This is a genomic window from Capnocytophaga sp. oral taxon 332 str. F0381 (genome assembly GCF_000318275.2).
Taxonomy (GTDB): domain Bacteria; phylum Bacteroidota; class Bacteroidia; order Flavobacteriales; family Flavobacteriaceae; genus Capnocytophaga; species Capnocytophaga bilenii.
This window is the reverse complement of the sequence record NZ_KB291320.1, coordinates 1-26,287: the sequence shown is the minus strand read 5'-3', so window position 1 is coordinate 26,287 and position 26,287 is coordinate 1. Positions and strand designations below refer to the sequence as shown.

Below are 26,287 nucleotides of genomic sequence, written 5' to 3'. Positions count from 1 at the left end.
TTGCCAATTGCCCCTACAATGTGAATAAACATCCTCCTACCCCAAAGGGAGGAAATGTCGCAATGCATGTGCGGCTCGCACCTAAAGACTACCAGTGCGGCTCGCACCTAAAAACTAAAATTAATCATTAAACATTAAACATTATTTTGTATCTTTGCTGCCTAAATTCTTTTTTTAATGAAAAAACCTTTTTTGTATTTAACATTTTTCTTGTTGTGTAGCGGTGCACTATGGGGGCAATCGCTTTCGTTTGAAGAGGCTGTTGCTAAAATGCGCAGTGGCAACCAAAAACTGAAAGGTATTGAAAAACAAGCGCAAGCTGCTACTGAAGGGCAAAAGGCTTACCAAGGATTGTACTACCCTCAGCTGAGCCTCAATGCGAGTTATGCTCACTTGGCTGAACCGCTATCGCTGAATTTTAACGACTACAAAGCGCCTATACAACAGCATATGCGTGCTATGATTGGGGGATTACCTCCTTTGGGACAAGGGTTATTCGCGCCGCTATTGGGAAGGCTGCAGCCTTATTTTTCACAAGATTGGCGGTATGAGTTTCAGAAACAGGATATTTGGCGGGTATCGGCAGATGCTCGCTGGGTGTTATACGCAGGGGGCAAAGTGCGGGCTGCTAATAAAGTGGGGGCTTTGAACTCTGAAATGGCTAACATAGAGACTAAAAAAACAGAATATGCGTTGATTTCGGAACTCGCAGAGCGTTATTATCAGGTGCAATTGGCACAAAAAGCCTTAGAAGTGCGCCAACAGTCATTGGAAACGGCTGAACATCACTACGAAAATGCACAAAAATTTGAAAAAAACGGTATGATTGCTTCTATTGAGGTAATGCAGGCTAAAAAAGCGGTGACTGATGCGAAACGGGAGGTGCTGGCGGCTGAAAAAGATATGCAACTGGCTCGCACGGCTTTGAATGGTGTAATGGGTAGTGATGAAAATGATAATCTCCCCCTAAGTAGTGAACTTTTTGAGGTGGCTCCGCTACAAGCTCTTACTTACTATCAGCAACAGGCTAAAGAGAACTTTCCGCTGATAGTGCAGGCTAAACTCAAACAACAAATGGCAGCTGAAAACGTAAAAGTACAGCAATCGGGTTATTTGCCTGATGTGGCTGCTATTGGTAAAAAATACTTATGGAGCGAGAACTTGCCTCTTACTGAACCTGATAACTGGGTGGTGGGCGTAGGCTTGCAATGGAACTTATTTAACGGCTTGCAAGACAAACACAAAATAGCTCAGGCTAAAGCTACCCAAGAGGGTGTGGCGTTATTGATAGCGCAGGCTGAAAAGGATGTGCAAACCTTAGTGAAAAAACTCTATACGGAAATAGAAAAACAACGTGAGCAGTTTGTGAGCTTGGAAGAGAGTTTGCGCTTTGCTGAAGAGCTGGTGCGCGCTCGCGATAAGGCTTTTTCGGAAGGATTATCAACTTCTACGGATGTGGCTGATGCGAATCTTTACTTGGCATCTATCAAAATAAAACGTTACCAAGCTCTCTTTGCTATGGATAAAACACTGGCACAGCTTTTGGAAACTTGCGGTATGAGGTTTTTAGGGGGGAGAGAGAATTATGAATTTTGAATTATGAATTTTGAATTGGTGGGGCAGTGGAACTTGTGAGAGTTAATCGCATTATTTTTTGTAGTTTTGCATTTTAAATTCTACTTTATTAAAAAATAAAATCATTATAATTATATGAAAAAGAAAAACATTACGGGATTGATCATTACTATAGCTGTATTTGCAGCGGTAATATTGTTTTCTATCTATTTTTTTAGCAATAACGAACCTATTTACTTGCAGGGACAGGTAGAGGCTAAACAAATAAACGTTGCCCCCAAAGTACCTGGACGGGTGAAGGCTATTTATAAAAAAGAGGGCGACAGGGTACAAAAAGGTGAATTGCTCTTGGAACTTGAAAGTACTGAAATTGATGCAAAATTATCGCAGGCTGAAGCGGCGCGCTCGGCAGCACAAGCACAATCGGATAAGGCACAACGCGGTGCTCGTGAAGAGCAAATAAAAGGGGCTTACAACGTATGGCAACAGGCACAAGCTGCTGCTGACCTTGCTGAAAAAACATACCAAAGGGTGAGTAACTTATTTAACGACAAAGTGCTTCCTGCCCAAAAGAAAGATGAGGCTTATACCCAAATGGTGGCACTCCAAAAACAAGCCGAAGCAGCAAAATCTCAATACGAAATGGCTAAAAACGGAGCGCGCGATGAGGACAAAACAGCTGCCCAAGCACTTGTAGCCCAAGCACAAGGGGTTATTACTGAAGTGAATGCTTATAAAGACGGTGCTAAGGTGTACGCTCCTGCTGATACTCAAATACAAACGATTATCCCTAACGAGGGTGAAATAGTGAATGCGGGTTACCCTGTGATGAACCTTATAGATACTAACGACGAATGGGTGGTATTCAACATCAGGGAAGATAAAATGGTGAATTATAAAGAGGGTACTAAATTTAAAGCGATAGTACCTGCCTTGGGCAACCAAGAGATAGAATTGGAAGTGAAACACATAGCGGTGCAAGCTGACTTTGCTACTTGGACGGCGACTAAAAGCAAAGGAGATTTTGACAAGAAGACCTTTGCTATCAAGGCTTACCCTACTGCTAAAGTGGAAGGACTAAGACCTGGAATGTCGGTGCTAGTGGAAGATAAATAAAAGGGCTATGAAGAAGTTTTTTATTTACCTATTCTTGCTGATAGGTTTATTAATAGGCGGATTGTACCTAACGGGTTATGGTTATTTGCTAAAAGCAGTAGCTACTATTTACGGGACAGGGCATAGCACAACATTTTTAGACGACTATACGCATTTTGACAACAGAGTGATTGAAAAGAGCCCTGCTCCACAACCTTGGGCTTTGGCACACGACTACAATAAAACGCCTGAAACGCCTCGTTTGGAAGAGCTGCACAAGCAATACGGCACGGTAGCTTTTTTGGTAATAAAAGGAGATAGCTTGTGGCAGGAACATTATTATGATGGTTATGGCAAGGATAGCAAGAGCAATTCATTCTCAATGGCAAAGAGTTATGTATCAGCCTTGCTGGGGTGTGCTATAAAGGATAAATACATCAAGAGCTTGAACCAGCCTGTAAGTGATTTTTTTGACAATTACAAAGAGGGATTTGCCTCACGGCTTACCGTGGGGGATTTGTCGTCTATGGCATCGGGTTTGGATTGGGATGAGGCTTATTACGATCCTTTTTCTATCACTACACGGGCTTATTTTGATACACATTTTAGGGAACGCCTTCTGAACTTGCAAATTACTTCGCCCCCAGGGGCTTCGTTTAAATACTTGAGCGGTAATACATTCCTATTGGGGATGGTGCTTGAGAAAGCTACAGGCAAAACCTTAACGGCTTACTTACAAGAAGCCTTGTGGCAGCCTATGGGCTGTGAAAGCGATGCGCTATGGCAAGTGGATAGCGAAGATAGCGGGCTGGAGAAGGCTTATTGCTGTATTGCAAGTAATGCTCGTGATTTTGCACGCTTGGGCAAGCTATACCGCGATGGAGGCAAATGGAATGGCAAGCAACTGATACCACAAGATTTTATAAAGAAATCTATCAATCCGCGCTTTGCAGATACTCCTTACTACGGCTATGGGTGGTGGTTGCTGGACTACAAAGGGGTGCATTACTATATGATGCGAGGACACTTGGGACAATATGTGATTGTAAACCCTACGAATGGTGTTATCATCGTGCGCTTAGGACATCAAACGGGAGAGAAAACAAGCGAAGATGATGTGTATTCATCGGATATTTACGAATATATAGATGAAGTAAATGCTATGTTGTGAAATCAAAAAAATCACTATTAACAATATGTATTTTATAAAAGAAACGAAGCGATTATTGGCATCTCCTAAACGATTGTTCTACGTGTTGGTACTTCCGTTGTTGCTGTTTGGCTTCTTTGCGCTTGTATTCTACCAAGGGGTGCCTCGTGATATGCCTGTAAAGTATATTGATTATGACCAGAGTTTGCTATCGGCACAACTATTGCGTATGCTGGATGCTACTCCAGCTATTGGATTGCAAGGGGCACTAAGCGATGAGGCAGAAGCTAAACGCTCGTTGCAACGACAGGAGATTTACGCTTTTGTGGTAATTCCTGCGGGTTTTCAAAAAAGTGTTTTCAAGGGTGAAAACGAGCAGGTGTTATGCTATGTAAATAACCAATTTATGCTGCCTGCGGGATTGATACAAAAAGACTTTCAAACTACGGTGGGAATGTTCTCTTCGGGCTTGGTAATGAAAAAGAAGATGCAGCGGGGACAACAAGCGAGCAAGGTACGCGCCGAAGCCCAAAGCGTAAAAGTAGACGAACATGGTTTATTCAACCCTTATTCTAATTATGCTTACTATTTATTGGTGGCGTTCTTGCCTATGATGTTGCAAATGGTGGTGATGATGGTAACGGTGTACGTAATAGGGGTAGAATTTAAATACCAACGAGGAGCTGAATGGCTTGCCGAAGCTGGAGGTAGTGCGTGGCGAGCTTTATTGGGCAAATTGCTGCCTTACACGCTATTGCTTTTTGGGGTAGGCTGGTGGATGAATGTGCTACTCTTCCAAATTATAGGCACTCCCTTGCATACAGGAATGGTGAATGTGGTACTGATAACTTGTGCGCTCATTGTAGTATATCAAATTATAGGTATTGCGATAGCCTCTCTATTTAGTGAATTTCGCTTGGCACTGACTATAGGCAGTGGTTTTACGGCTATTGCTTTTTCGTTTGCAGCTTATACCTTTCCTATTGAAGGACTGCCCAAGAGTATGCAATTTTTAGCAAATGTATTTCCCTATGCTCATTTTATGAAATACTATGTAAACAGAGCAATAAAGGGTATTCCTGTGGATATGACGTGGCAGCCCTTATTGGGTTTATTGCTTTTTGCGCTCTTGTTTGTTGTAGCGTATCCTATGTTTGTAAGAAAAATTAAATCGGGAGGGTATGAACACATTTAGAAGTTATATATATCAAAGTTCGTCAGATTTTTTGAGGGCACTGCTTTGGGAACTGAAATACATTTTTAGGGATAGAGCTGTGTTTTTCTCGTTTGTAGTAGTGGCATCGTTGGTGTCGTTTGTATATACCTATCTTTATTCGGAAGAGACGCTGAAAGAACTACCTGTGGGGGTAGTAGATGAGGATAACAGCACGAGTAGTAGGCAGCTATTGCGGATGATAGATGCTACGAGCCAAGTGCGCATTGTGGCGAGTTATCATTCGCTAAGTGAAGCCCATAGAGATTTTGAGCTCGAGAAAATAAGGGGAGTCATTACAATACCTGCTAATTTTGGTCGCTCGTTGCAACGCGGTGAGCAGCCATCGCTATCGGTATACGCTGATGCCTCGTATATGTTGTATTACAAACAAGTGCTTACAGCAGCCAAATTATCGGCTACCTATATGAATGTGGGGGTAGAGATGAAGCGCAATAGTGCGCAGGGCAAATTGCCTACGCAAGCCAAAGAAGAAGCGCAACCCGTAAAACCTACTGTAGTAGGCTTATACAATCCTGCTGCGGGCTATGCTACGGCACTGATTCCTGTGATTTTGGTTATCATTTTTCAAACTACTATACTTACTGCGGTAGGTATTTTGGGCGGTACAATGCGCGAAGGCAGCAAGTTGCCGCATATATATCCCAATGCGGGTCATTTTTGGGGTGCAATGCCTATAGTAATGGGTAGGGCTACAGCTTATTTGTTGCTTTCTATGGGGGTATTGCTAAGCGTGTTGTATATAGTGATGCCTCTATTTGGCATTCCCGTGCGAGGCAATGTGCTAAGCGTATTCGTGTTTATGACCCCATTTATTCTTTCAATCGTATTTATGGGTATTGCACTGATGCACTTTTTCAAACGGCGTGAAGATGCGATAATGCTCATAATGTACACTTCACTGCCCGCCGTAGTACTCACCGGTTTTTCGTGGGCGTGGAGTGCGATGCCGCAATGGCTACACTGTATTGCCTATTTAGTACCCACTACTTTAGGAGCCAAAGGTTTTGTATCGCTCACCCAATTAGAAGCTTCACTGACTACTATCTTGCCTTTTTGGGGTGGAATGTGGCTATTATGTATTTTTTACCTGATATTAGCTTCATTAACAATGCGCCGTTTGCTAAGATAAAGATATTTTTACTATATTTGTACCCTAAAAATACAATAACAATGAATAAACTACTTTTCTTACTAATGGGATTGCTATTGCCAGCAGGAGCTATAGCCCAATACACTGATATTATAAACTCTAACCTGCCAGGCAATTCACAGAGTGCTTATGCTGTAGGGGGTAGGGTATTACAGTTTGAAGGAGGCTTATGGTATGAAAGCAGCCACCACAAGCTTACGGCGACTACGATGCACTACGTAGGGCTGAATTATGCAGTGCGTTATGGTTTTTACAGAGAGCAATTGGAGGTGATGCTGAATGGTATTTTGGCGTATGACTATACAACGATGCTGGGGCACAGTGCTTCGCACCTTAGCTTTGTGAACAACACCATTGGGGCAAAATACTTGCTCTTCAAGCCTAAGTTTTTAGACGAAGAGCCTAACATTTACAGTTGGAAAGCTAATAATGCGCTGCGCTGGCGCAATATGATTCCTTCAGTAGCTATTTATGTGGGGGCTAATTTTTTGCCTAACCAGCGTTATTATTACGAGCATATGGATGTAATATCGCCTAAAGTAGCTGCTATATTCCAAATGGAGCCTATGCCCCGTATAGTGGTGGTGGGTAACCTTATAGCCGATAGATTCATAAAAAAAGAACAAACAGAATATAGCTACTTGCTTACCCTAACCCATAATTTGCGCAATGGGTGGTTTAGTATTTTTGCTGAACAACAAGGTATTTACGGCAATAATTACAGCGACCAAATCACAAGGCTTGGAGCAGCCTATATAGCGAATGCCGACTTGCAGCTCAATGCCGACTTGGGCGTGGGCTGGAACGATACGCCACAACGTTATATGATATTGGTTGGGGCATCGTACAGAATAGATAAACACAATGGATTTATAAAGAAGAAACTGAAAGAAAAGATAAAGACTACTAAGATAAGCCGAAAAAAGAAACCCAAAAAGAAAAAGAAAAAAGATGAACCCATCGATTTTGATTAAAGAACTAAGCACGACTAAAGAACTCAAAGATTTTATAAAATTTCCGTTTTCGTTATACACTAATCACCCTTACTGGGTACCGCCGCTCATCAATGACGAGCTAAACGCCCTAAGCAAGGATAAAAACCCTGTATTTGCCAATGCAAAAGCCTTTTTTTACGGAGCTTATACACCTGCGGGGAAAATGGTGGGGCGCATTGCGGCTATCATCAACGAAAACGACCTAAAACAAGGTGATAAAAAACTGCGCTTTGGCTGGATAGATATGATTGATGATATAGCTGTAACTACCGCACTCATACAAAAAGTAACCGAAAAAGCACGCGAGTATCAATTAGATTATATCGAAGGTCCTATGGGTTTTACCAGTATGGATAAAGTGGGATTGCTTACCGATGGCTACGACCAAATAGCTAATATGATGACTTGGTACCACTACCCGTACTACAAGGCACATTTGGAACAATTGGGCTTGAAGAAAGAAAAAGGCTTTATAGATATGTCGTTTTTATTGGCAAACTCTAAGCCCGAAGTATTCAAAAAAACGGCAGAGGCTATCAGGCGGCGTTATGGGGTAAAACTGATAGATACCCCTACTACCAAAGAGGTACTAAAACACGTAGATGCGATGTTTGCCCTATATAACGACACCTATTCGCGTTTGGCTTCTTATGTGCCTATTACGGTGCAGCAACAAGCGTATTTTAAGAAAAAATACATTCCATTTATCAACCCTGAATATATACGCTTTATAGAAGATAAAGACGGAAAACTAATTTGCTTTGCTATTGTAATGCCTTCATTTTCTAAGGCTTTGCAGAAAGCAAAAGGAAAACTATTCCCTTTTGGGTTTTGGCACTTATTACAAGCCAAAAAACACCACACTATAGTAGAGTTTTACCTGATAGGCGTGGCACCTGAATACCAAAGCAAAGGCATACCCGCTTTGTTATTTGACTATTATTACGATGTGTTTAAACGCAATGGAGTAGAGAAGTGTGTTGTTACGCCAGAACTAGAAGAAAACCTTGCCATACAACAACTATGGAAGAGCTTTGACCCTATTATTTTTGCACGTAGAGCTACTTATAGTTTGAAGGTATAACACGACAGACAGCCCTTACCATAAAGCGGAATGAAAAAGAGGGTTAGCTTGCTTTGATGTAATTTTTATTTTTTTCGGTTATAATTAGCAGGTTTTGTTAATAAAAACTTAACGAAACATTTGTTTATGAAAAAAAAAGCACTTACATTTGCCGAAAAAAATAAAATTGATAAAAAATGAAAAAAGAATTATTATCAACTGCTATTTTATTGGCTTGCTGCGGCGTAAGTGCTAGCCTACAAGCTCAAGAAACTACCGATACAGCAAATAATACATTTGAAGTATCGGCACAAATACGTCCACGTTTTGAATATCGCAATGGGGCATACTTGCCTTTGCAAGATGGCGAATCGCCTGCTGTGTTGGTAAACAACCGCACTCGCCTAAATTTTGCCTACAAAAATGCTGATAAGCTAAACTTGTACGTATCAGTACAAAACGTAAATATTTGGGGGCAAGCACCACAAATACAAGCTGTTGATAGGACAGGAGGTATGTCGGTATTTGAAGCATATGCTTCACTACCCCTTGCAGAACAAGTGAATTTAAAAGTGGGTAGACAAGTAATAGCCCTTGATGATGATCGTATTTTCGGTTCACTTGATTGGCACCCTGCTGGTCGTAGCCACGATGCTGTAAACGTAAACTGGGCTCCTAACGATGCCTTTACCCTACGCGGATTTATAGCCTACAACCAATCGGGAAGCACCACTACCCCTACCCTAAATGTAAACTTCCCTAAAGGACAGAATTTTACTCCTGGTGTAGGACAAGATTACCAACACTTAGAAGCGCTACACGCTCACTACAGCATCAACCCTTCACAACAAATCTCATTCCTTTTTGCTAACTTAGGCTATAAAGTAGATGCAGCGAAGGCTAACAATATGCAAACTCTTGGCGCACACTACACTGGCAAGAGCGATGCCCTAAGCTATGGTGCTAGTGTTTACCTACAAACAGGTAAAAATGCCGCAGGAGCAAGCAAAAATGCTTATATGCTTGCCCTCAATGCAGGTTACCGCTTCTCACCTGTTTTTGCGCTTACGGCTGGTCTTGACCACCTAAGTGGCAAAGCTACTGACGATAGTTCTGCCGAAGACAATGCTTTCAATCCTTTTAGCGGTACTAATCACAAGTTCTACGGCTTTATGGATTACTACTTTGTAGGTGCCCCAGGTTCTAAAGCTGCTCCTGCACAAGGATTGCTCAACCCTTACCTTACAGCTAATATACGCACCGGCGAAAAAAGTAACCTAAGTGCTACTTACCATTTCTTTGCTCCTGCTGCTAAATACCAAATAGGCAACAAAAAACATAGTAGCTACGGAAGCGAAATAGACCTTGTATACAGCCTAAAAGTACAATCTTTTGTAGGGCTACAAATAGGCTATTCTAACTATTTTGCTAATGAAGGTACTAAAGCGCTTAAAGGGACTGCTAACCAACGTGCTAACCAAGACTGGCTATGGTGCAGCCTAAACATCAACCCTAAATTGTTCAGTGCGAAATTTTAATTGAGGAACGACCCTCTTATTTAACTTTTTAACTTTGGCAAACTTAAAAAATTTGCCAAAGTTTTTTTGTATACCCTTACCTTTTTTGCCAAACACGGACTTATACGTTGCGCCCATAAAACATAAAGACACAGAACATTAAACATTAATACCCTTTTATCCTTTATTGTTGATTTTGACGTATTTACGAGCAGAACGATTATTCATAATCAGTACAAAAAGCGTGTAATGATATGATTTACTTATCATTGAGCGCCTTTACTTATTTAGAACAAAGACAAATTCTCATTTTACGTATTTTTTGTTTTGTTTAACAGTTTTAATACCTTAACTTTGCAATGAAAAGATACGAAAAACCTCATACAAATAATGGCAACAAGAGACAATGAGACAAGAACGAATAAAAAGAGCCGATTATTTCGGTTCTTGATACCTGCACTTGCAGGTATGCTGATAGGCTTGGCAGGTTATATATTTTATATATCACGTGCCTATTCGTACCTATCGGATGATCCTAAAGCGTGTGTAAACTGCCATATTATGGAACCTGAATACGCTACGTGGTTTCACTCATCACACGGTAGAAATACCGTATGTAATGACTGCCACGTGCCTCACGACAATGTATTTAGGAAATACTATTTTAAAGCAAATGATGGTTTGCGACACGCTACGATGTTTACTTTTCGTATGGAGCCACAAGTAATAAAGATGCACGAACCAGGGCAAATGGTAGTACAAGAGAATTGTATTCGCTGCCATAGTACCCTTGTGAGCGAAGTGAGCTTAGGAAAAGTAACCGCCCCTATGGCACACGCAGGTAATGGCAAACTTTGCTGGGAATGCCACCGCGAAGTACCGCACAGCCGCGTACGTGGTTTAAATGCCGCTCCTGCTTCGCCTGTACCTATAATAGATGATTTTGGTGCTAACGCTCCTGAATGGTTGCAAGAAATTGCTAAAAATGCTACAACTAAAAAATAAAAACACTATTTTGCATTAAGACTTCACTATTTAATTAGAAAATTTTATTAACGACAAAAGAAATATAATTTATACAGCGATGAAAAAGAAAAATTGGTTAATTGCAGGTATATTAGCAATAGTTACTTTCTTATTAGGGCTATTGGCTAGTTCAATAATGAACAGAAAAACGGAGGCTGAACTCATAGCAAGAGGCGGTAATGACCTTGCCGACCAAGAATGTAAGAATGAGCTTTACGCGCAGTTTTACCCTCGCGAATACGATTCGTGGAGAGCTACAATAGACACTACATTCCGCTCTAAATATATGAGCAGCCAAGATGATGATCTGCTTGAGCTACGTCCTGAAATGGTAATCCTTTGGGCTGGTTATGCTTTCTCTAAGGAATACAACGCTCCACGCGGACATATGCACGCTATTGAAGACGTTACTAAAATTCTTCGTACTGGCGCGCCTACCGATTCTACCCACTCTCCACAGCCAGGTACTTGCTGGACTTGTAAAAGCCCTGATGTGCCTCGCCTAATGAAAAAAGTAGGACTAGACAATTACTATAGTGCTCCTTGGGATCAATGGGGTAGCGAGATTGTAAACCCTATAGGTTGTGCTACTTGCCACAACACCAAGACAATGAAATTGGAAGTACATCAACCTGCTCTTGTTGAGGCTTTTGCTCGCCAAGGTAGAGATATCAACCAAGCTACTCACCAAGAAATGCGTTCGCTAGTATGTGCACAATGCCACGTAGAGTACTACTTCAAAGGTGATAAAAAACACCTTACTTTCCCTTGGGATAAAGGTATGACTATTGAAAAGATGGAAGAGTACTACGATGCAGAAGGTTGGACTGACTATGTACACCCACTTAGCCGTACTCCTATCCTCAAAGCACAACACCCTGACTATGAACTTTCTCAACTCGGTATTCACGGACAACGTGGAGTTTCTTGTGCTGATTGCCATATGCCTTACAAAACTGATGGTGCTGTGAAATTCACTGACCACCAAATCAGCAGCCCACTACGCAACGTATCAGCAAGCTGCCAAACTTGTCACCGCCAAAGTGAAGAAGAATTGGTGAAAAACGTATACGATCGCCAAGATGCTGTATATGGTATGCGTATGAAACTCGAAAAACAATTAGCAAAAGTACACTTCAAAGCTAAATTCTTGTGGGATAACGGTGCTAACGAAGAACAAATGAAACCTACTTTGGCACTTATCCGCAAATCACAATGGCGTTGGGATATGGTACACTCTTCACACGGTGCCGCTTTCCACGCTCCTATCGAATCTGAACGCCTCCTTAGCGATGGTCTTATCTATGCTTATCAAGCTGAAAATAATTTAGATGTGCTTAAAGAAAAACTAAATATCAAAACAGCTTTCGTAATGCCTGATATCAGCACTAAAGCTAAAGCCCAAAAAGAAATTGGTTTGGATATACCAAAAGAAGAAGCTGCTAAGAAAAAATTCTTAGAAACTATAGTGCCTAAATGGATAGAAGAAGCTAAAAAAGCAGGACGCTTAGTATCACAAAAATAGTGCACGCTGCATTAGGCAATAACAGTCAATAATATAGACTTTGCCAAAGGTCGTGGGACGAAAAGCCTGCGAGACTTTGGCAAAGTTTTTGCATTGAAGTGAGACGACCACAATATTCACTATTTTACTTTTTCACTAAATATGAAGCAATATAGTTACGCTACTAAAGTAGTGTTGATTTTACTTGTTGTGGGGGTATGCCTGCAACTATTATTGGGTAGTATCAGTAAGAGCTGGTTTTCATTCCCTTATAATATTATAGAGGGTATTACTTTTGTAATACTTACTACCTTAGTATTTTTTATTTTCAGAAAACGTACTTTTGTAGTGCGTTTTTCATCGGCACAAATGGCTATTGTTACAGTGATAACACTGGGGGTGCTTACCATCGGGCTGGGGAGTATCAATATAAACCCTAAGCAAGTGGAAGGTACTTTTTTGGGCAAAATGGGACTTGATGACCTTACAAAAACGTGGTATTTTGGGGTTATTTTTGTATTGGCTTTGATGAACTTATGGTTTTCTATACTGAAACGTTCAATGGTTTATGAGCATAAAAATATTCCTTTTTTGCTAAATCACTTTGGGCTATGGTTGGTAATGTTTGCTGGTGTATTGGGGCAGGGCGATATTATGCGCCTAAAGATGAACCTCTACAAAGGTCGCCCCGAATGGCGTGCTACTACTGAGGATAATATGACCCTACAGCTGCCTATTGCCTTAGAACTAAAAGAATTTAGTATTGACATTTATCCTAATAAACTTTTTGTGATTGATACCACAGGTACTACAATCCCTAAAGAAAAACCTATTGGCTTTATGCTGGAAAAAGAAGGGGAAAGTGGTAACATATTGGACTGGAAAATCACGCTGCACAAATATCTTGAAAAGGCTATTCCTGAAACGGATAGTACTTATATTCACCATACGATGTTTGGTTCTACTAACGCTGCTTATGTGACGGTAGAAAACGTAAAAACGGGTGTGAAGAAAAAAGAATGGATTTCTGCAGGTAATTACCAATTTCCTCCTCGTGCTATTGAATTGGATAAGATGCATACGCTGGTGATGGCACCGCCTGAGGCAAGGAAGTTTCAATCGGAAGTGATTGTATACCAAAAGAATACTAAAGAGATGCGCGAGGAAAAGATAGAGGTGAATCACCCTATAGAAGTGGACGGATGGCGTATTTATCAGGTGAGCTATGACGAGCGTATGGGGCGATGGTCTGAATTGAGTGTAGTAGAGCTGATTTCTGACCCTTGGCTGCCTGTGGTATATACGGGTATTTTCTTGCTTATTGCTGGAGGAATTGCATTCTTATTCCAAGTGAAAGGAAAGAAATAATTCTAAATTCATAATTCTAATTATAATTAAAGAAATGTGGCATTATTTTGACATTATAACATATTTATCAGTAGCGTTATGGCTATTGGGCGGAGGGCTTATTTACGGCAAAAATGGGATGTTGCGAGGGCTGAGTATTGTGAGCCACGTAGCAGCAACTCTGCTAATAGGTGGATTTATAGCTTTGTTGTGGAAGAACTTAGACCGCCCACCATTGCGTACGCTTGCCGAAACGCGTATATGGTACGCTTTCTTTATGGGGGTTATTGGGGTGATTATCTATTGGCTGTATAAACAGAAATGGATGCTGAGCTACTCGGCAGTGATGGGCATTGTGTTTGTAGGGCTTACCTACACGCACCCCGACACGATGAACAAGGCACTGATGCCTGCCCTGCAAAGTGTGTGGTTTATTCCTCACGTGATTGTGTACATCTTTGCTTATGCTATGCTGGGAATGGCTTCACTGACGGCTTTTTACGGTATCTACCGATACAAAAAGGGACAAGAAACCCACTCTATTTTTGGGGTAATAGACCAGCTTATAAAGATAGGGTATGTGTTCCTTACTTTTGGGTTGCTATTTGGTGCTTTGTGGGCTAAAGAGGCTTGGGGGCACTACTGGACGTGGGATCCTAAGGAAACGTGGGCACTGATTACGTGGCTGGGGTATTTGGTGTATCTGCACCATAAATACAACCATAAAGAGAAAAAGCCTTTGCAGAGCTTTATTATTGTGGGGGTTGCCTTTATACTGTTACTAATGTGTTGGTTTGGTGTGAATTACTTACCTACCGCACAAATGAGTGTACATACCTACACAGGATAATCCTGATTTAAATTGTTAATAAAATACTTTTGGCAAAGATGTGAGCCGTAGGGCTTGTATCTTTGCCAAAGTTTTTATTCTTTCATTCCCATAAAGAAGAGTCCGTAGCATTGTTCAGAATCTTCTAATTGCAAAAAGTCTTTCAACTGAAACATAAAACCTGGTGTGCCCCAATAACAACCTACCCCGTGAGCCGTGCAGGTGAGATACATATTCTGTACTGCCATAGCGGTAGCAGCAATCTCTTCCCATTCGGGAACTTTGCCACTGAAATGAATGTTGATGGTGAGTACAACATCCGATAGGGCGGCTTTTTGTGCTATTTCATTCATCTTCCGCTCTGAAAACTGCTCTGCTGGTACATTTTTCTTATACAAGCGTACTAATTCTTCGCCTAAACGCTCTTTTTCGTCTCCTTTATGTACTTTTATACGCCAAGGCTGGGTGCGCTTGTGGTTAGGAGCGTAGTTGGCGGCGGTGATAATTTCTTGTAATACCTCTTCGGGTATGGGCTGCCCACTATATTGGGGAGGAAATACGCTTTTGCGAGAGGTGATAATGTCGCGAAGTGTTTGCATAATCTTTAATCTTTTTAGCAAAGGTAATATTTTTTATCGTAATGACAAGGAGAAAAATTTCGGCTGACCATTCGTTAGCTTATCATTCGTAGTTGAATTGGTGAGTGATATTAGCTGGACTAAATTTTATGATAAAATTCTTGTATGTTTCAAAAAATATTTTTACCTTTACCGCCTCAATTATAAAATCCAAAAATTATAGTAATATGAAAAAAATAACTTTCTTACTTCTCTCATTGCTTACCTTATTTGCGTGCAAAAAGGATAGTGATTTCAACAGTAATCCGTTGATATTTAAAGAGTATATCGCGGGATTTACTTCAGGGCTGATAAGTTCGCACACGCAGCTGAACATTCTTCTGAATCAGCCTATACCGCAAGACAAATTGGATAAAGTAAATGAGCTGAACCTCTTTGAAATATCGCCTAAAGTGAACGGTAAAGTAGTGGCAGTAAACGCTACACAAATTAGCTTTGTGCCAGAAAAACCTTTAGAGCAAAACACTCAATACCGAGTGTCATTCAGCCTTAAAAAACTATTTTCTGTAAAAAAAGAATTGCAACTTTTTAACTTTACGGTTAAAACACTAGAGCAGGCATACAGAATAAAAGACAACGACTTGCAATCGTACAGCCGCGACCTTTACTTTCTTAATGCTGAATTTTTAGCAAATGACCAAGTGGACTATTCGGTTGCTAAAACTCTTTTCAGTGCTTCGTTGGACGGCAAAACTGTGCCTGTAAAATTTCAGTCGCAGGGTTCTAATAACAAATTTGTGATTGTTTTTGATAGTCTTCCTCGTTTGGACAAAGAACAAACGCTTACTGTAAAATGGAATGCTAAAGATGTAAGCGAGGATAAATTGCTTCCTTTTAGCTTTACAATTCCTGCAAAAGGTGATTTTAAGCCTTTGAGTGTTAAGAATGAAGGGGGTAACCAGCAGCTATTGGTTAATTTTTCTGACCCTTTGGATAAAAACCAAGTGTTTAACGGGCTGGTAAGTCTTTCTAACACTGATACTGAACTGAAATACAGCGTGAATGGTAACGTTTTGAAGGTATTTCGTGAAGAAAAACGAGAAGGTGATTACAAATTGCGGGTAAACCAAGGGATAAAGAATATTTATGGACAGGTACTTGCTAAGGATTATACTTTTGATGTGAGCTTTACCCAGCAAAATCCGGACTTCCGCTTCCTAAAGAGCGGGGTGATATTGCCAAGTTCGGAGAATTTGAAAATTAACTTCCAAACGATTAACTTGCGTGCTGTAAATGTAACGGTATATCGCATTTATGAAAATAATATCTTGCAGTTTTTGCAAGAAAATGACCTCAGTGAGGGGTATTACATTCGCCGTGTGGGGAAACCTATCGCTCGCAAGGTGTTTAAACTTACCGATGGAGCGCTTTATCCGCTAAACGATTGGAATACTTATTCGCTTGATTTGGCTTCAGTAATTACGCCTGAACCTGGAGCAATTTACAAGGTGGAATTGGGAATGACTAAAAACTATTCGCTTTACACTTGTGGTGCTGAAAATACGGAGCCTTTAGACCTTTCGTTTGAAGAAAAATCATTGGACTATGATGATTACGAAGATTATGATTATGAAGCTTATGGCTATTACGAAGAGGAGAGCAGTCCTTGTGATGATTATTACTATTATGGCAAAACTATTAGTACCAACGTATTGGCTTCGGACTTGGGGGTAATTGTAAAGAAAGGACAGACTAACAACTACACCTTTATAGTAAACAATATTCTAAACACTCAGCCTGTAAAAGCTGCTAATATAGAAATATTTGATTATCAGCAACAAAAGATACACGAAGGCAAAACGGATAGCAATGGTTGGCTGACCGTAAACTTAAGCAGGAAGGCTTATTTTGCTAAGGTTCAAAAAGAGGGTTATACGACTTACATCAAGATAGATGATGGTGAACAACAATCGGTTAGTAAATACGATGTAGATGGTTTGCGCTTGCAAAATGGCTTGAATGGTTACCTCTATACTGAGCGTGGCGTATGGCGACCAGGAGATAGTATTTACGTGGGCTTTATTTTGAACGACTACGCTCAAAAAATACCTGAAAGTTTGCCTATAAAACTGCGATTTACCGACCCTTATGGTAAGGTTATCACTGAACGTATGCAAACATCAAACCCTTCTAACCACTATGTATTCCGTTTGAAAACTTCGGCAGATGCCCCTACAGGTTCTTGGAATGTACAGGTATCGGCGGGTGCTGCTAATTTTAGTAAAAACATTAAAATAGAGACTATTAAGCCTAACCGCTTGAAGATTGATAATGACTTGAATGGGAAGCTTATATCGGCTTCGGGGGCAAATGCGAGATTGAAAGTGCAATGGCTACACGGTTCGCCTGCGGCTAATACGGGGGTGAGCGTAAAGGCTAAATTTTTGCCTACTACCACTACTTTCAAAAGTTATGAAAAATATAACTTTGACAACCAAGCTTATAGTTTTGACAGCGAGGAGGTAGATGTGTATGAAGGCAATACCGATGGCAATGGATTGGCTACTTTCTTCTTTGGTATGAATAAGATGCAAGCCCCTGGTATGCTGAAAGTTAATTTCCTTACTCAAGCTAACGAAAGCGGTGGAGACTTTAGTACTGATGTGAGTACAGCTTCGTATTCGCCTTATAAAGAATACGTGGGCTTACAATTGCCAGAGCCTAACAAATACAATTACCTTAGCACCGAAAAAGACCAAACTTTCCGTGTGGTAGTGGTATCGGAAAATGGTAAGCCTTTGGCACATAAAGAGGTGAGCGTGGCGGTTTACAAAATAGGTTGGAACTGGTGGTGGGATGCTAGCAACCAAAATATTTCTACTTACAATAGTAGTGATAGCAACGCTTTGTATGGTACCCAAAACATAACTACTGATGCTAATGGTAAAGCACAATTCAGCCTTAATATTGCAGATAACGATTGGGGTAGGTACTTTATTTTGGTTACTAATGACGATAGTGGACACAAAAGTGGCTCTACTGTTTATTTTGATTGGGATAACTGGTCGGGGAAATCGCGCAAAGCAGAAGGTAGTGAGGCGGTAATGCTGAGCTTGGGTACTGATAAAAAATCGTATAATGTGGGTGAGAAGGCTAATATTTCATTCCCTTCGGATAAAGGAGGGCGCGCTTTGATATCGATAGAAAATGGTAGCAGTGTATTGGAAACTTATTGGGTGGAAACTACTGCTGGAGAAACTTCTTACTCGCTACCTATAACAAGCAAGATGAGCCCTAATGTGTATTGCTACGTTACCTTGTTGCAACCTCATAGCCATACGGCTAACGATGCGCCTATACGCCTTTACGGGGTAGTGCCTCTTTCGGTAGTAGATAAAAATACTACTCTTGAACCTGTTATACAAGCTCCTGAAAAGTTTGTTCCGCAGAAAAAAGCAACGATAAAAGTGAGCGAAAAAAGTGGTAAGCCGATGAGCTATAGTTTGGCAATTGTAGAAGATGGTTTGTTAAATCTTACTCGCTTTAAAACGCCTAATCCTTGGAATGTATTCTTTAGCAAAACGGCTCTTGGGGTAAAGACTTTTGATATTTACGACTATGTGATTGGTGCTTATGGGGGTACTATCAACCAAGCCTTTAGCATTGGTGGTGACGAAGATTTGGGCGGTGGAGAGGCTCAAAAAGCCAATCGATTTAAACCTTTTGTAATATTCAAAGGTCCTTTTAACTTGAAGAAGGGCGGTACTGACACTCATAATGTAGAAATTCCTAACTATATGGGTTCGGCAAGGGTGATGGTAGTGGCATCGAATGTGGAGCAAAATGCTTATGGCTTTGCTGAAAAGAAGAATGTGCCGGTATACAGTCCGTTATCGTTATTGGGTTCTTTGCCACGTAAGGCAGTTCCTGGTGAGAAGGTAGTACTACCTGTAACGGTATTTGCGATGGAAAAACAGGTGAGGAATGTATCGCTGAACGTTGAAACTAATGGACAATTTAAAGTAGTAGGCAGTCGCAGTCAGCAGCTTAACTTTAGCAACACGGGTGAGCAAATGGCTTATTTTGAATTGGAAACTACTAATACGGGTATTGGAAAAGTAAAAATAACAGCTTCATCGGGCAATGAAAAAGCTACTTACGAGGTAGAAATGGATGTTTATAATCCTAACCCTATTACGTATGCGATACAGAATGTAGTGCTTTCGGCAGGCGAATCGCAAAAACTTAGCACACAGCCTTTGGGCAACAATGGTCGTTATACGCTTGAGGTATCAAGTTTCCCGAGTGTGAATTTAGCACAACGCTTGGGCTACCTAATAAGCTATCCTCACGGTTGTGCCGAACAGATTACTTCGGCAGCATTTCCTCAGTTATTCCTCACTGATTTTGTGAGTCTTACTAAAGAAAAAATTGATGAGGCGAGCCGTAATGTAAACAGTGCTATCAGTCGCCTACACGAAAACCAACTTACCAATGGAGGCTTTAGCTATTGGAAGGGCGGCAGGTATGCTGATAATTGGGCTACTTCGTATATAGGGCAGTTTTTTGTAGAAGCAGAGAAGAGGGGTTATGTACTTCCTTCGGGCAGTAAACAAAAATGGTTGAACTACCAAAATGACGAGGCGCGCAATTGGCACTTTGAGCCTGAATACCAAAACGATTTTGCACAGGCTTATCGTCTTTATACTTTGGCATTGGCAGGTAATCCTAATATGGCAGCGATGAACCGCTTGCGTGAAACTAAAGACATTAGCGCTAATGCAAAACGTACTCTTGCCGCTGCTTATGCTCTTGCGGGACAAAAACAAGCTGCTGCTAAGCTATTTGACATCGTAGGCTTGGATAGCGAAAACGAAGCGTATTTCTATTACGGATCGGCATTGCGCAATAAAGCTCTTGCTATGGAAACAGCCTTGTTGATAGGAAGAAAGAACGATGCGGCACGTTGGGCACACGAAATTGCCGATAAGCTCTCTTCCAACGATTGGATGAGTACCCAAACTACGGCTTATTCGCTTTACGCTATGGCTAAATATATAGCGGTAAATAAAGCAGGTAAAGGTGTTGCCGCTAATTATACTGTAAATGGAAAAACTGAAAGCCTCAATACTTCCGAAGCAGTAGTGCAAGTAGTACTACCAGTGAAAGGACAAACCAGCGTACAAGTGAAGAATACAAGCAAACAAACGCTATATGTAAACCTTATCAGTAGAGGTATATTGCCTGTGGGTAATGAATTGGCTATACAAAATGGTTTGTCTATCAATACTACCTTCCGCGATAGCAAAGGACAGAAGATAGATGTAACTCATTTGCAACAAAGTACTCAATTTACAGCTGTGATAGAGGTTGCTAACCTTACTGGAGAATTTGTTGATAATATAGCTCTTACGCAGTTGATTCCGTCAGGATGGGAAATTATCAATACTCGCTTTACCGATTACGGCAGCAATGAAAACCCTGATATTGATAATATAGATATTCGTGACGATCGAGCTAACTTCTATTTCTACTTGCGAGGCAATCAGAAAAGAACGATTATCTTGAAGCTCAATGCCTCTTATGCAGGTCGTTACTACCTGCCAGGCACTTATGCCGAAGCGATGTACAACAATCGCTACAACACTCGTACCAATGGCAATTGGGTAGAGGTAATGAAAAAGTAAAAGGATATTTTTTATTGCAATATACACTTTGGCAAGGCTTTGGGCTTTGCCAAAGTTTTTTTGTTGCTATGGGGTGGGGGAGAGCTTGTGGGACGAATGGGACTTGTGAAATTGGTGGAAAAATAGGAGTGGGGTGTAATTAAATTAAAAAATATTTTTATCTGATAATGAGTAACATAGGTGCTTTTAGGTAAAAATAAATGTTAAAAAAATTGTGAGTTATGGAAAAATGTTGTAACTATGCACCTGAATTAAGCAACCAAGAGTATTTTAAATTCAACAAAATAACAAATTAAAGACATAATATTAGCGTTTCGCTTTACATTTTCCTATCATAGAAAAACGACCAATTTTTTTTGATGTAAATAGGGAAGTAGAAGTGGAAGTGCCTGCGTTTACGTGGGCATTCCTTTTGCTTATTTACATCAGCCTTTGGTCGGGCATTCTATGATAAGCAAATAGGAATGCACCGCGTTTTTTTATGTCCCTATATAAACAACAAGGCGGAAACTGAAAAGCCTGTAACAGAGTAGGTATGATTTTAAATTTTTAAATTATGTTTAAAGCACCATTTTCATTTTCAGGACGTATCCGTAGAACAGAATACGGGATATCTATGATTATTTATTCAATTACTTATCTATTTCTTATGGGAATAGTAAGTGCTTCTGAAGGTAAAGGCTCCTTTGTATTAATTTTTTTGTTACCATTATTTTGGTTTAGTTTGGCTCAAGGAGCAAAACGTTGTCACGATTTAGGTAATAGTGGCTGGTATCAGCTGATTCCTTTCTATGGGTTCTGGCTCTTGTTTGCAGAAGGAGAACGATTTACCAATCGGTATGGAGAAGACCCTAAAAGTAATAATTTAAACAATGGTAATAACAATAATTTTACCACTAATAATTATACCTCCACTCCACAACAGAACAATACTGGCTTTACATATAGCGGAGGGCATAACGCTACGAACAACTCACTTAATAACAATAATCAGCAGTACAACAATACCAATGACAACTACAACAGCTCATACAACAACAATTACAATAGCGGAGGCTCATACAGCTCAAATAAAGAATTTCAAGGGAACAACCCTTACGCTAAAAATTAACACCCTCTAAAACAACAAGAATGTACAACTTAGAAACCTTACAGATTAGCAGCACTTTTCCTTGCTTGGTAATATATCTGCTAGACCAGTCGGGCTCTATGGAAGATCCTTTTAGCCCTAATATATCAAAAGCCCAAAAAGTAGCCGATGCTATTAATGAGATTATTTTTGAGACGGGACTTAAGTGTTTTGACTCTAATGGCAATGTAAAAAATCGTTTTGAAATATCGGTTATAGGATATGGAGGGCGCAATAGTGCTGTAGAACCTGCGTGGGAAGGTAATTTGCGGGGGCACTGGGTGGTATCTATAGCCGATGTATTTACAAACGCTATTGGTGAGCAAAATGGGATTCCCATATGGATAACTCCTAAAGCAGTATCGGATACTCCTATGACGCGAGCTTTTGAGAATGCTTATCGTGTGTGTGAAGCTTGGATAAATTGGGGTAATCATCGGGATTGTCATCCTCCTATCATCATTAACATTACCGATGGAGAGGCTACCGATGGAGGTTCTTTTGATAGTACTCTTAAGAAGAAAGTACAACAACTGAAATCTTTACACACCAATTACGGGGGAGTGAACATTTTTAATATTCATATTTCAGGATTGAGTGGGGATAGTATTTTGTTTCCTAATAACAGCCCTATACGTGGGAACGCTTCTTTGCTCTTTGAACTTTCTACAGAGCTAAATCCTCAAATGGTAGCTTTAGCCAATCGTATGGGCTATAATGTACAACAAGGAGCTAGAGGTTATGTTTTTAACGGCAGCCCCAAACACCTAATGGACTTCCTCAACATTGGTAGTAACCCTTTATAATACAATCGTATGAATGTAAAAATATTCCAACTGCACAAGCGTTCTGTATATGAATATAGCTCAATACAAGATAAATATAGCTTTAATGCTTCACAAGGTGTATTTGCAATAGCCGATGGCGCTACTCAGGGGTATAAATCAGAAATATGGGCTAATTTATTGGTTGATAACTTTGTAAAAACGCCTACTTTTATAGCCTCCTCTCTTATAGAGGATTTTAAACGCTACGCTTCTAATTTTAAACAACAAGATTTATCTCTTAAAACAGATAATCCTGCTTTTCGTTTGGCAGAAGAACGTAAAAAACAACAAGGAGCTTATGCTACTTTTATGGGCGTAAGTTTCATAAATAATAAGTTTATATATATATCATCGGGTGATGTATGTGGTTTTTTGGTTAGGGGAGACGAAATATGCTCATTTCCGCATAAAACTATAGACGATTTAGAGAATGATAAAGGTTTTTTAGGGACTCAGCCGCTCTTAGAAGATAAGGTAATGGTAGGGCAATTTAAAACCTCAGAAGCTACTCTTGAAGTAAATGATATAATTATTCTTGCTACAGATGCCATTGCACGGCTGTTGTTGAAAGAAAGAGAGCAAATTAATGTCTTGCTAAATCTTTCTTCTTATGATAGTTTTTACCAATATATTTTAAACTTATGGGAGACTAAAAGGCTGGAAGAAGATGATATCACTATTTGTATCATAGAACCTTCAAAACAAGGTACTGTAACAGAGTTTTTACCTCCTTCAGATTTTTCATTTCCTAAAGAAGATAAACCTAACTATGTGCAGATGCTCAATGAGCCAACAACGGCTGTTGGAAATATAAATGATGCTAAAAGAGAAATAGATAAGTTACGCTCTCAATTAACCCATAGTAACTTCCAATATCAAAAGTTACGACAAAAGAATAGATGGAAGGTAGCAGCACTAAGTGTTGCCTTATTGGGTGTAGTATTATATAGCTATATACAGCAATCATTACCTGCACCGCTTTTTATCAATCGTGTGGATAGTGACGACACCGTTATGTCGGGCACTATTCCCAAAGGGGCAGATGCGTTTATATACGCCGATAAAAAAATGATTGCTAAGATAGAAAACTCAAGCGGAAAATGGGTTTACCAGATGAAAATGAGCTATCCTGCAGGTACTGAAATAGGGATTCATATATTGAATAAAAAAGAAAGCTATGGCTTTACACGTGTAGTAATGGCTACTCAAGCTGATACATTCAATCTTGTTATCCCTAAAAAAATAGAGGTAAAAAATCCTGCAGATCTTTCTAATTCTGAGAAAAGTGCTTTAAAAGATTCACTTATAAGCAAAAATAAAACACTTGAGAATACAGCTATAAGTATTGATAGTGTTTCATTAAACATTACATTCCCAGACGATTCAAAGAAAGCAATTTCGTTAAAGAAACTCATAAATGCCTCAAAAACAAAAGAAAAAAGTTTTTGGGATACTTTACAATTTTGGAAAGAGTAGTATATGAATATAGAAAATTATCCTTTAGTATCAGAATACGAAGTTGAAATAAAGAAATTTGGGGCAGGTATATTAAACTTGCCCTCAAAATATGAATTTATCCCCAATAGAACCACTCCGATAAAGATATTTAATTACGGCTCAGGAGCTTTTGCTGCTATTTTTAAAATTCGTGATGCAAAGCTGACTTGTGATTATGCGCTACGTTGCTTTTTAAATGGGGGAAACTTGCAAAATATAAACAGAAATATTTCAATATCAGAATATTTGAGTAATATAAGTGCTCCTTTTTTTTGCAAAAACAGAGTTTTTACAGAGGGTATTAATATCAAAGGAGAATATTATCCTGTTATTGTAATGGAATGGTCGTATGGTAAAAAACTAAATGACTATGTAACTTCTATCATTAATAATAACCACAAAATTACTGAATTACAAAACCATTTGGTGAACCTTAGCCATAGCTTAGAAGATTTGGGTATAGCACACGGCGATATACAATCGGGGAACGTGCTGGTAGAACAAACAACTACTATCAACCTTAAATTGGTAGATTATGACCCTATGTTTATACCTACCCTAAAAGGAGAACAGGCTGTAGAAATAGGACACTCTTCTTTTCAGCATCCTAAACGCAATAAGACTCATTATGATACTACTATAGACCGATTTTCATTTTGGTTACTACTTACCGCCTTAGAAGCTCTCAAGTTTGATAAAAAGCTATGGAATAAAGATTTGCAAGGTGGCTTTAATGACGAAGATAACTTTTTGTTTAAAGCAAAAGATTTACAAAATCCACAAGGTTCTCCTCTTGTTCAACGATTAAAATCATTGCAACAACCCTCTGTAGATTTTTATCTTAATCATTTGCTTTCTGATAGTTCTTCACCTAATAGAGAAAAAATAAGTTTGTTTGAAAAAACAAATAGCCCTACACAATCTTTTAAAGAAACGACCACTAAAACTACAGTTGCTACTCCTGTAAAAAAAGAAGTAACTAAAACTGAGATAGAAAAGACTAATGAGCAAGTAAGAACTAAAATAGTATCGGAGGAAATTAAAAATGAAAGTTTTACAATTACTTCTAGTCCTGAAAAAGCAAAAGTGTATATAGGCAGTATAGCACCTAATAATTTTAAAGGCGAAACACCTATACAACTTGATTTAAGTTATCAATCACAGAAAGTAATTATAACCTATTTAAATAAACAAAAGGTTTTTTACTTAAATAGAGGGCAATTGTTTTATAATATACCTTTGGAGGAAAATAAACCACAGGGCTCTGCTACCCACTCGCCTATTAGTAGAAGTGCAATATATCAGGCTCATAATGGAAATATTGAAAAAATAGGGTTCTTTGACATAAAATTTGCCCAGCCTATATTTTTAACAAAAGAAGAATTTGAAAGAGAATTACAGAAAGGAAGGCTTTTTAAAGATGTTGTACTCTATAGAGGGGAAAAGAAGAATATAAGATTATTTCAGGATTTATGGCAATTACACCAAAAATATTATTCTATAAAAGAGAAGAATGGTCCCTCTACATATATAATAATTATTGTATTTATAATAATCATTAGTGTTTTAATACTTATTATGGGATTTATTATTAGTAATTCCAGAAGATATTAATTTCCTGCTGCCCGAAAAAGTTTTGTTTTGTGAAGGCGATTTGCCAATCGCCCCTACAATGTGAATAAACATCCTCCTGCCCCAAAGGGGGAGGTGGTGCATGTGTGATGCAAAGTTTGCCAAAGTGTGTGGTGCAAAGTTTGGCAAAGTGTGTGGTGCAAAGTTTGGCAAGGTGTGTGGCGTATGTACAACAATCGCTATAACACTCGTACTAATGGTAATTGGGTGGAGGTGACGAAGAAGTAATGGAGAGAATACCCTGAAAAGATTTTTTGTAATTTCAAAAAAACTTGTAACTTTGCAGAAAATTGCAAATGATTAAAAATAAATAGTTTGCCAAAGGCTGTTGTTTTGCAACCTTTGGCAATATTTTTATCCCCCATGCCCCCAAGGAGGGAGGTGGTGTCATTGTACTATGAAACTGATTGGTTAACAATAAACTTTGTCAAACTCTGAAAGTTTGCCAA

At 39.6% G+C, this 26,287-nt stretch carries 18 protein-coding genes; 17 read left to right on the top strand and 1 reads right to left on the bottom strand.

Annotation, left to right across the window (positions count from 1 at the left end):
• The first annotated feature begins 177 nt into the window (after positions 1-177).
• The 12 genes from HMPREF9075_RS08160 to ccsA all read left to right on the top strand — a co-directional run bounded on the left by HMPREF9075_RS08160 (position 178) and on the right by ccsA (position 14,509).
• Positions 178-1,596: a TolC family protein gene (locus HMPREF9075_RS08160; protein WP_009416055.1), complete on the top strand. Its 1,419-nt coding sequence runs from the start codon at positions 178-180 to the stop codon at positions 1,594-1,596.
• 114 nt (positions 1,597-1,710) lie between these two features.
• Complete coding sequence (locus HMPREF9075_RS08155; RefSeq protein WP_009416054.1) at positions 1,711-2,691, top strand: HlyD family secretion protein; 981 nt, start codon at positions 1,711-1,713, stop codon at positions 2,689-2,691.
• Between the two features lie 7 nt (positions 2,692-2,698).
• Positions 2,699-3,841: a serine hydrolase gene (locus HMPREF9075_RS08150; protein ID WP_009416053.1), complete on the top strand. Its 1,143-nt coding sequence runs from the start codon at positions 2,699-2,701 to the stop codon at positions 3,839-3,841.
• Positions 3,842-3,866: 25 nt separating this feature from the next.
• On the top strand, positions 3,867-5,015 hold the full coding sequence (locus tag HMPREF9075_RS08145; protein ID WP_034557244.1) for an ABC transporter permease: 1,149 nt from the start codon (positions 3,867-3,869) through the stop codon (positions 5,013-5,015).
• The gene (locus HMPREF9075_RS08140; RefSeq protein WP_009416051.1) at positions 5,002-6,186 is read left to right on the top strand and encodes an ABC transporter permease; all 1,185 of its coding nucleotides are present in this window, start codon (positions 5,002-5,004) and stop codon (positions 6,184-6,186) included. The genes HMPREF9075_RS08145 and HMPREF9075_RS08140 overlap by 14 nt, the downstream gene beginning before the upstream one ends.
• A gap of 41 nt (positions 6,187-6,227) precedes the next feature.
• Positions 6,228-7,181, top strand: a complete 954-nt coding sequence (locus HMPREF9075_RS08135) for a transporter (protein ID WP_034557242.1) — start codon at positions 6,228-6,230, stop codon at positions 7,179-7,181.
• On the top strand, positions 7,159-8,286 hold the full coding sequence (locus HMPREF9075_RS08130) for a GNAT family N-acetyltransferase (protein ID WP_009416049.1): 1,128 nt from the start codon (positions 7,159-7,161) through the stop codon (positions 8,284-8,286). Before HMPREF9075_RS08135 ends, HMPREF9075_RS08130 begins: the two co-directional genes overlap by 23 nt.
• Positions 8,287-8,462: 176 nt before the next feature.
• On the top strand, positions 8,463-9,803 hold the full coding sequence (locus HMPREF9075_RS08125) for an alginate export family protein (protein WP_009416048.1): 1,341 nt from the start codon (positions 8,463-8,465) through the stop codon (positions 9,801-9,803).
• Positions 9,804-10,172: 369 nt separating this feature from the next.
• Entirely contained in the window at positions 10,173-10,787 is a 615-nt protein-coding gene (nrfH, locus tag HMPREF9075_RS08120) for a cytochrome c nitrite reductase small subunit (protein WP_009416046.1), read from the top strand.
• A 79-nt stretch (positions 10,788-10,866) separates the two neighbouring features.
• On the top strand, positions 10,867-12,333 hold the full coding sequence (gene nrfA, locus HMPREF9075_RS08115; RefSeq protein ID WP_009416045.1) for an ammonia-forming cytochrome c nitrite reductase: 1,467 nt from the start codon (positions 10,867-10,869) through the stop codon (positions 12,331-12,333).
• A 141-nt stretch (positions 12,334-12,474) separates the two neighbouring features.
• Positions 12,475-13,680, top strand: coding sequence for a cytochrome c biogenesis protein ResB (locus HMPREF9075_RS08110; RefSeq protein WP_009416044.1), 1,206 nt, complete (start codon positions 12,475-12,477; stop codon positions 13,678-13,680).
• Positions 13,681-13,714: 34 nt separating this feature from the next.
• Positions 13,715-14,509 (top strand): cytochrome c biogenesis protein CcsA, encoded by a 795-nt coding sequence (gene ccsA, locus HMPREF9075_RS08105; protein WP_009416043.1) that lies wholly within the window; start codon positions 13,715-13,717, stop codon positions 14,507-14,509.
• A gap of 74 nt (positions 14,510-14,583) precedes the next feature.
• Here ccsA and HMPREF9075_RS08100 read toward each other — a convergent pair whose 3' ends face one another.
• Positions 14,584-15,087 carry a nitroreductase gene (locus HMPREF9075_RS08100; protein ID WP_009416042.1) on the bottom strand — a complete coding sequence of 168 codons (504 nt, stop codon included), beginning with the start codon at positions 15,085-15,087 and terminating at the stop codon, positions 14,584-14,586.
• Positions 15,088-15,293: 206 nt separating this feature from the next.
• On the opposite strand from HMPREF9075_RS08100, the gene HMPREF9075_RS08095 reads away from it, so the two are divergent.
• The 5 genes from HMPREF9075_RS08095 (at position 15,294) to HMPREF9075_RS08075 (ending at position 25,820) form a co-directional block, all read left to right on the top strand.
• Positions 15,294-20,753 carry an alpha-2-macroglobulin gene (locus tag HMPREF9075_RS08095; protein WP_034557224.1) on the top strand — a complete coding sequence of 1,820 codons (5,460 nt, stop codon included), beginning with the start codon at positions 15,294-15,296 and terminating at the stop codon, positions 20,751-20,753.
• A 556-nt stretch (positions 20,754-21,309) separates the two neighbouring features.
• Positions 21,310-21,864 (top strand): DUF805 domain-containing protein, encoded by a 555-nt coding sequence (locus tag HMPREF9075_RS12895; RefSeq protein WP_009416039.1) that lies wholly within the window; start codon positions 21,310-21,312, stop codon positions 21,862-21,864.
• Positions 21,865-21,884: 20 nt separating this feature from the next.
• Entirely contained in the window at positions 21,885-22,688 is an 804-nt protein-coding gene (locus HMPREF9075_RS08085; RefSeq protein WP_034557221.1) for a vWA domain-containing protein, read from the top strand.
• Positions 22,689-22,697: 9 nt separating this feature from the next.
• Complete coding sequence (locus HMPREF9075_RS08080) at positions 22,698-24,185, top strand: SpoIIE family protein phosphatase (RefSeq protein WP_009416037.1); 1,488 nt, start codon at positions 22,698-22,700, stop codon at positions 24,183-24,185.
• 3 nt (positions 24,186-24,188) lie between these two features.
• A complete protein-coding gene (locus tag HMPREF9075_RS08075) occupies positions 24,189-25,820 on the top strand; it encodes a protein kinase family protein (protein ID WP_009416036.1) in 1,632 nt (543 codons plus the stop codon).
• Positions 25,821-26,287: the final 467 nt, after the last annotated feature.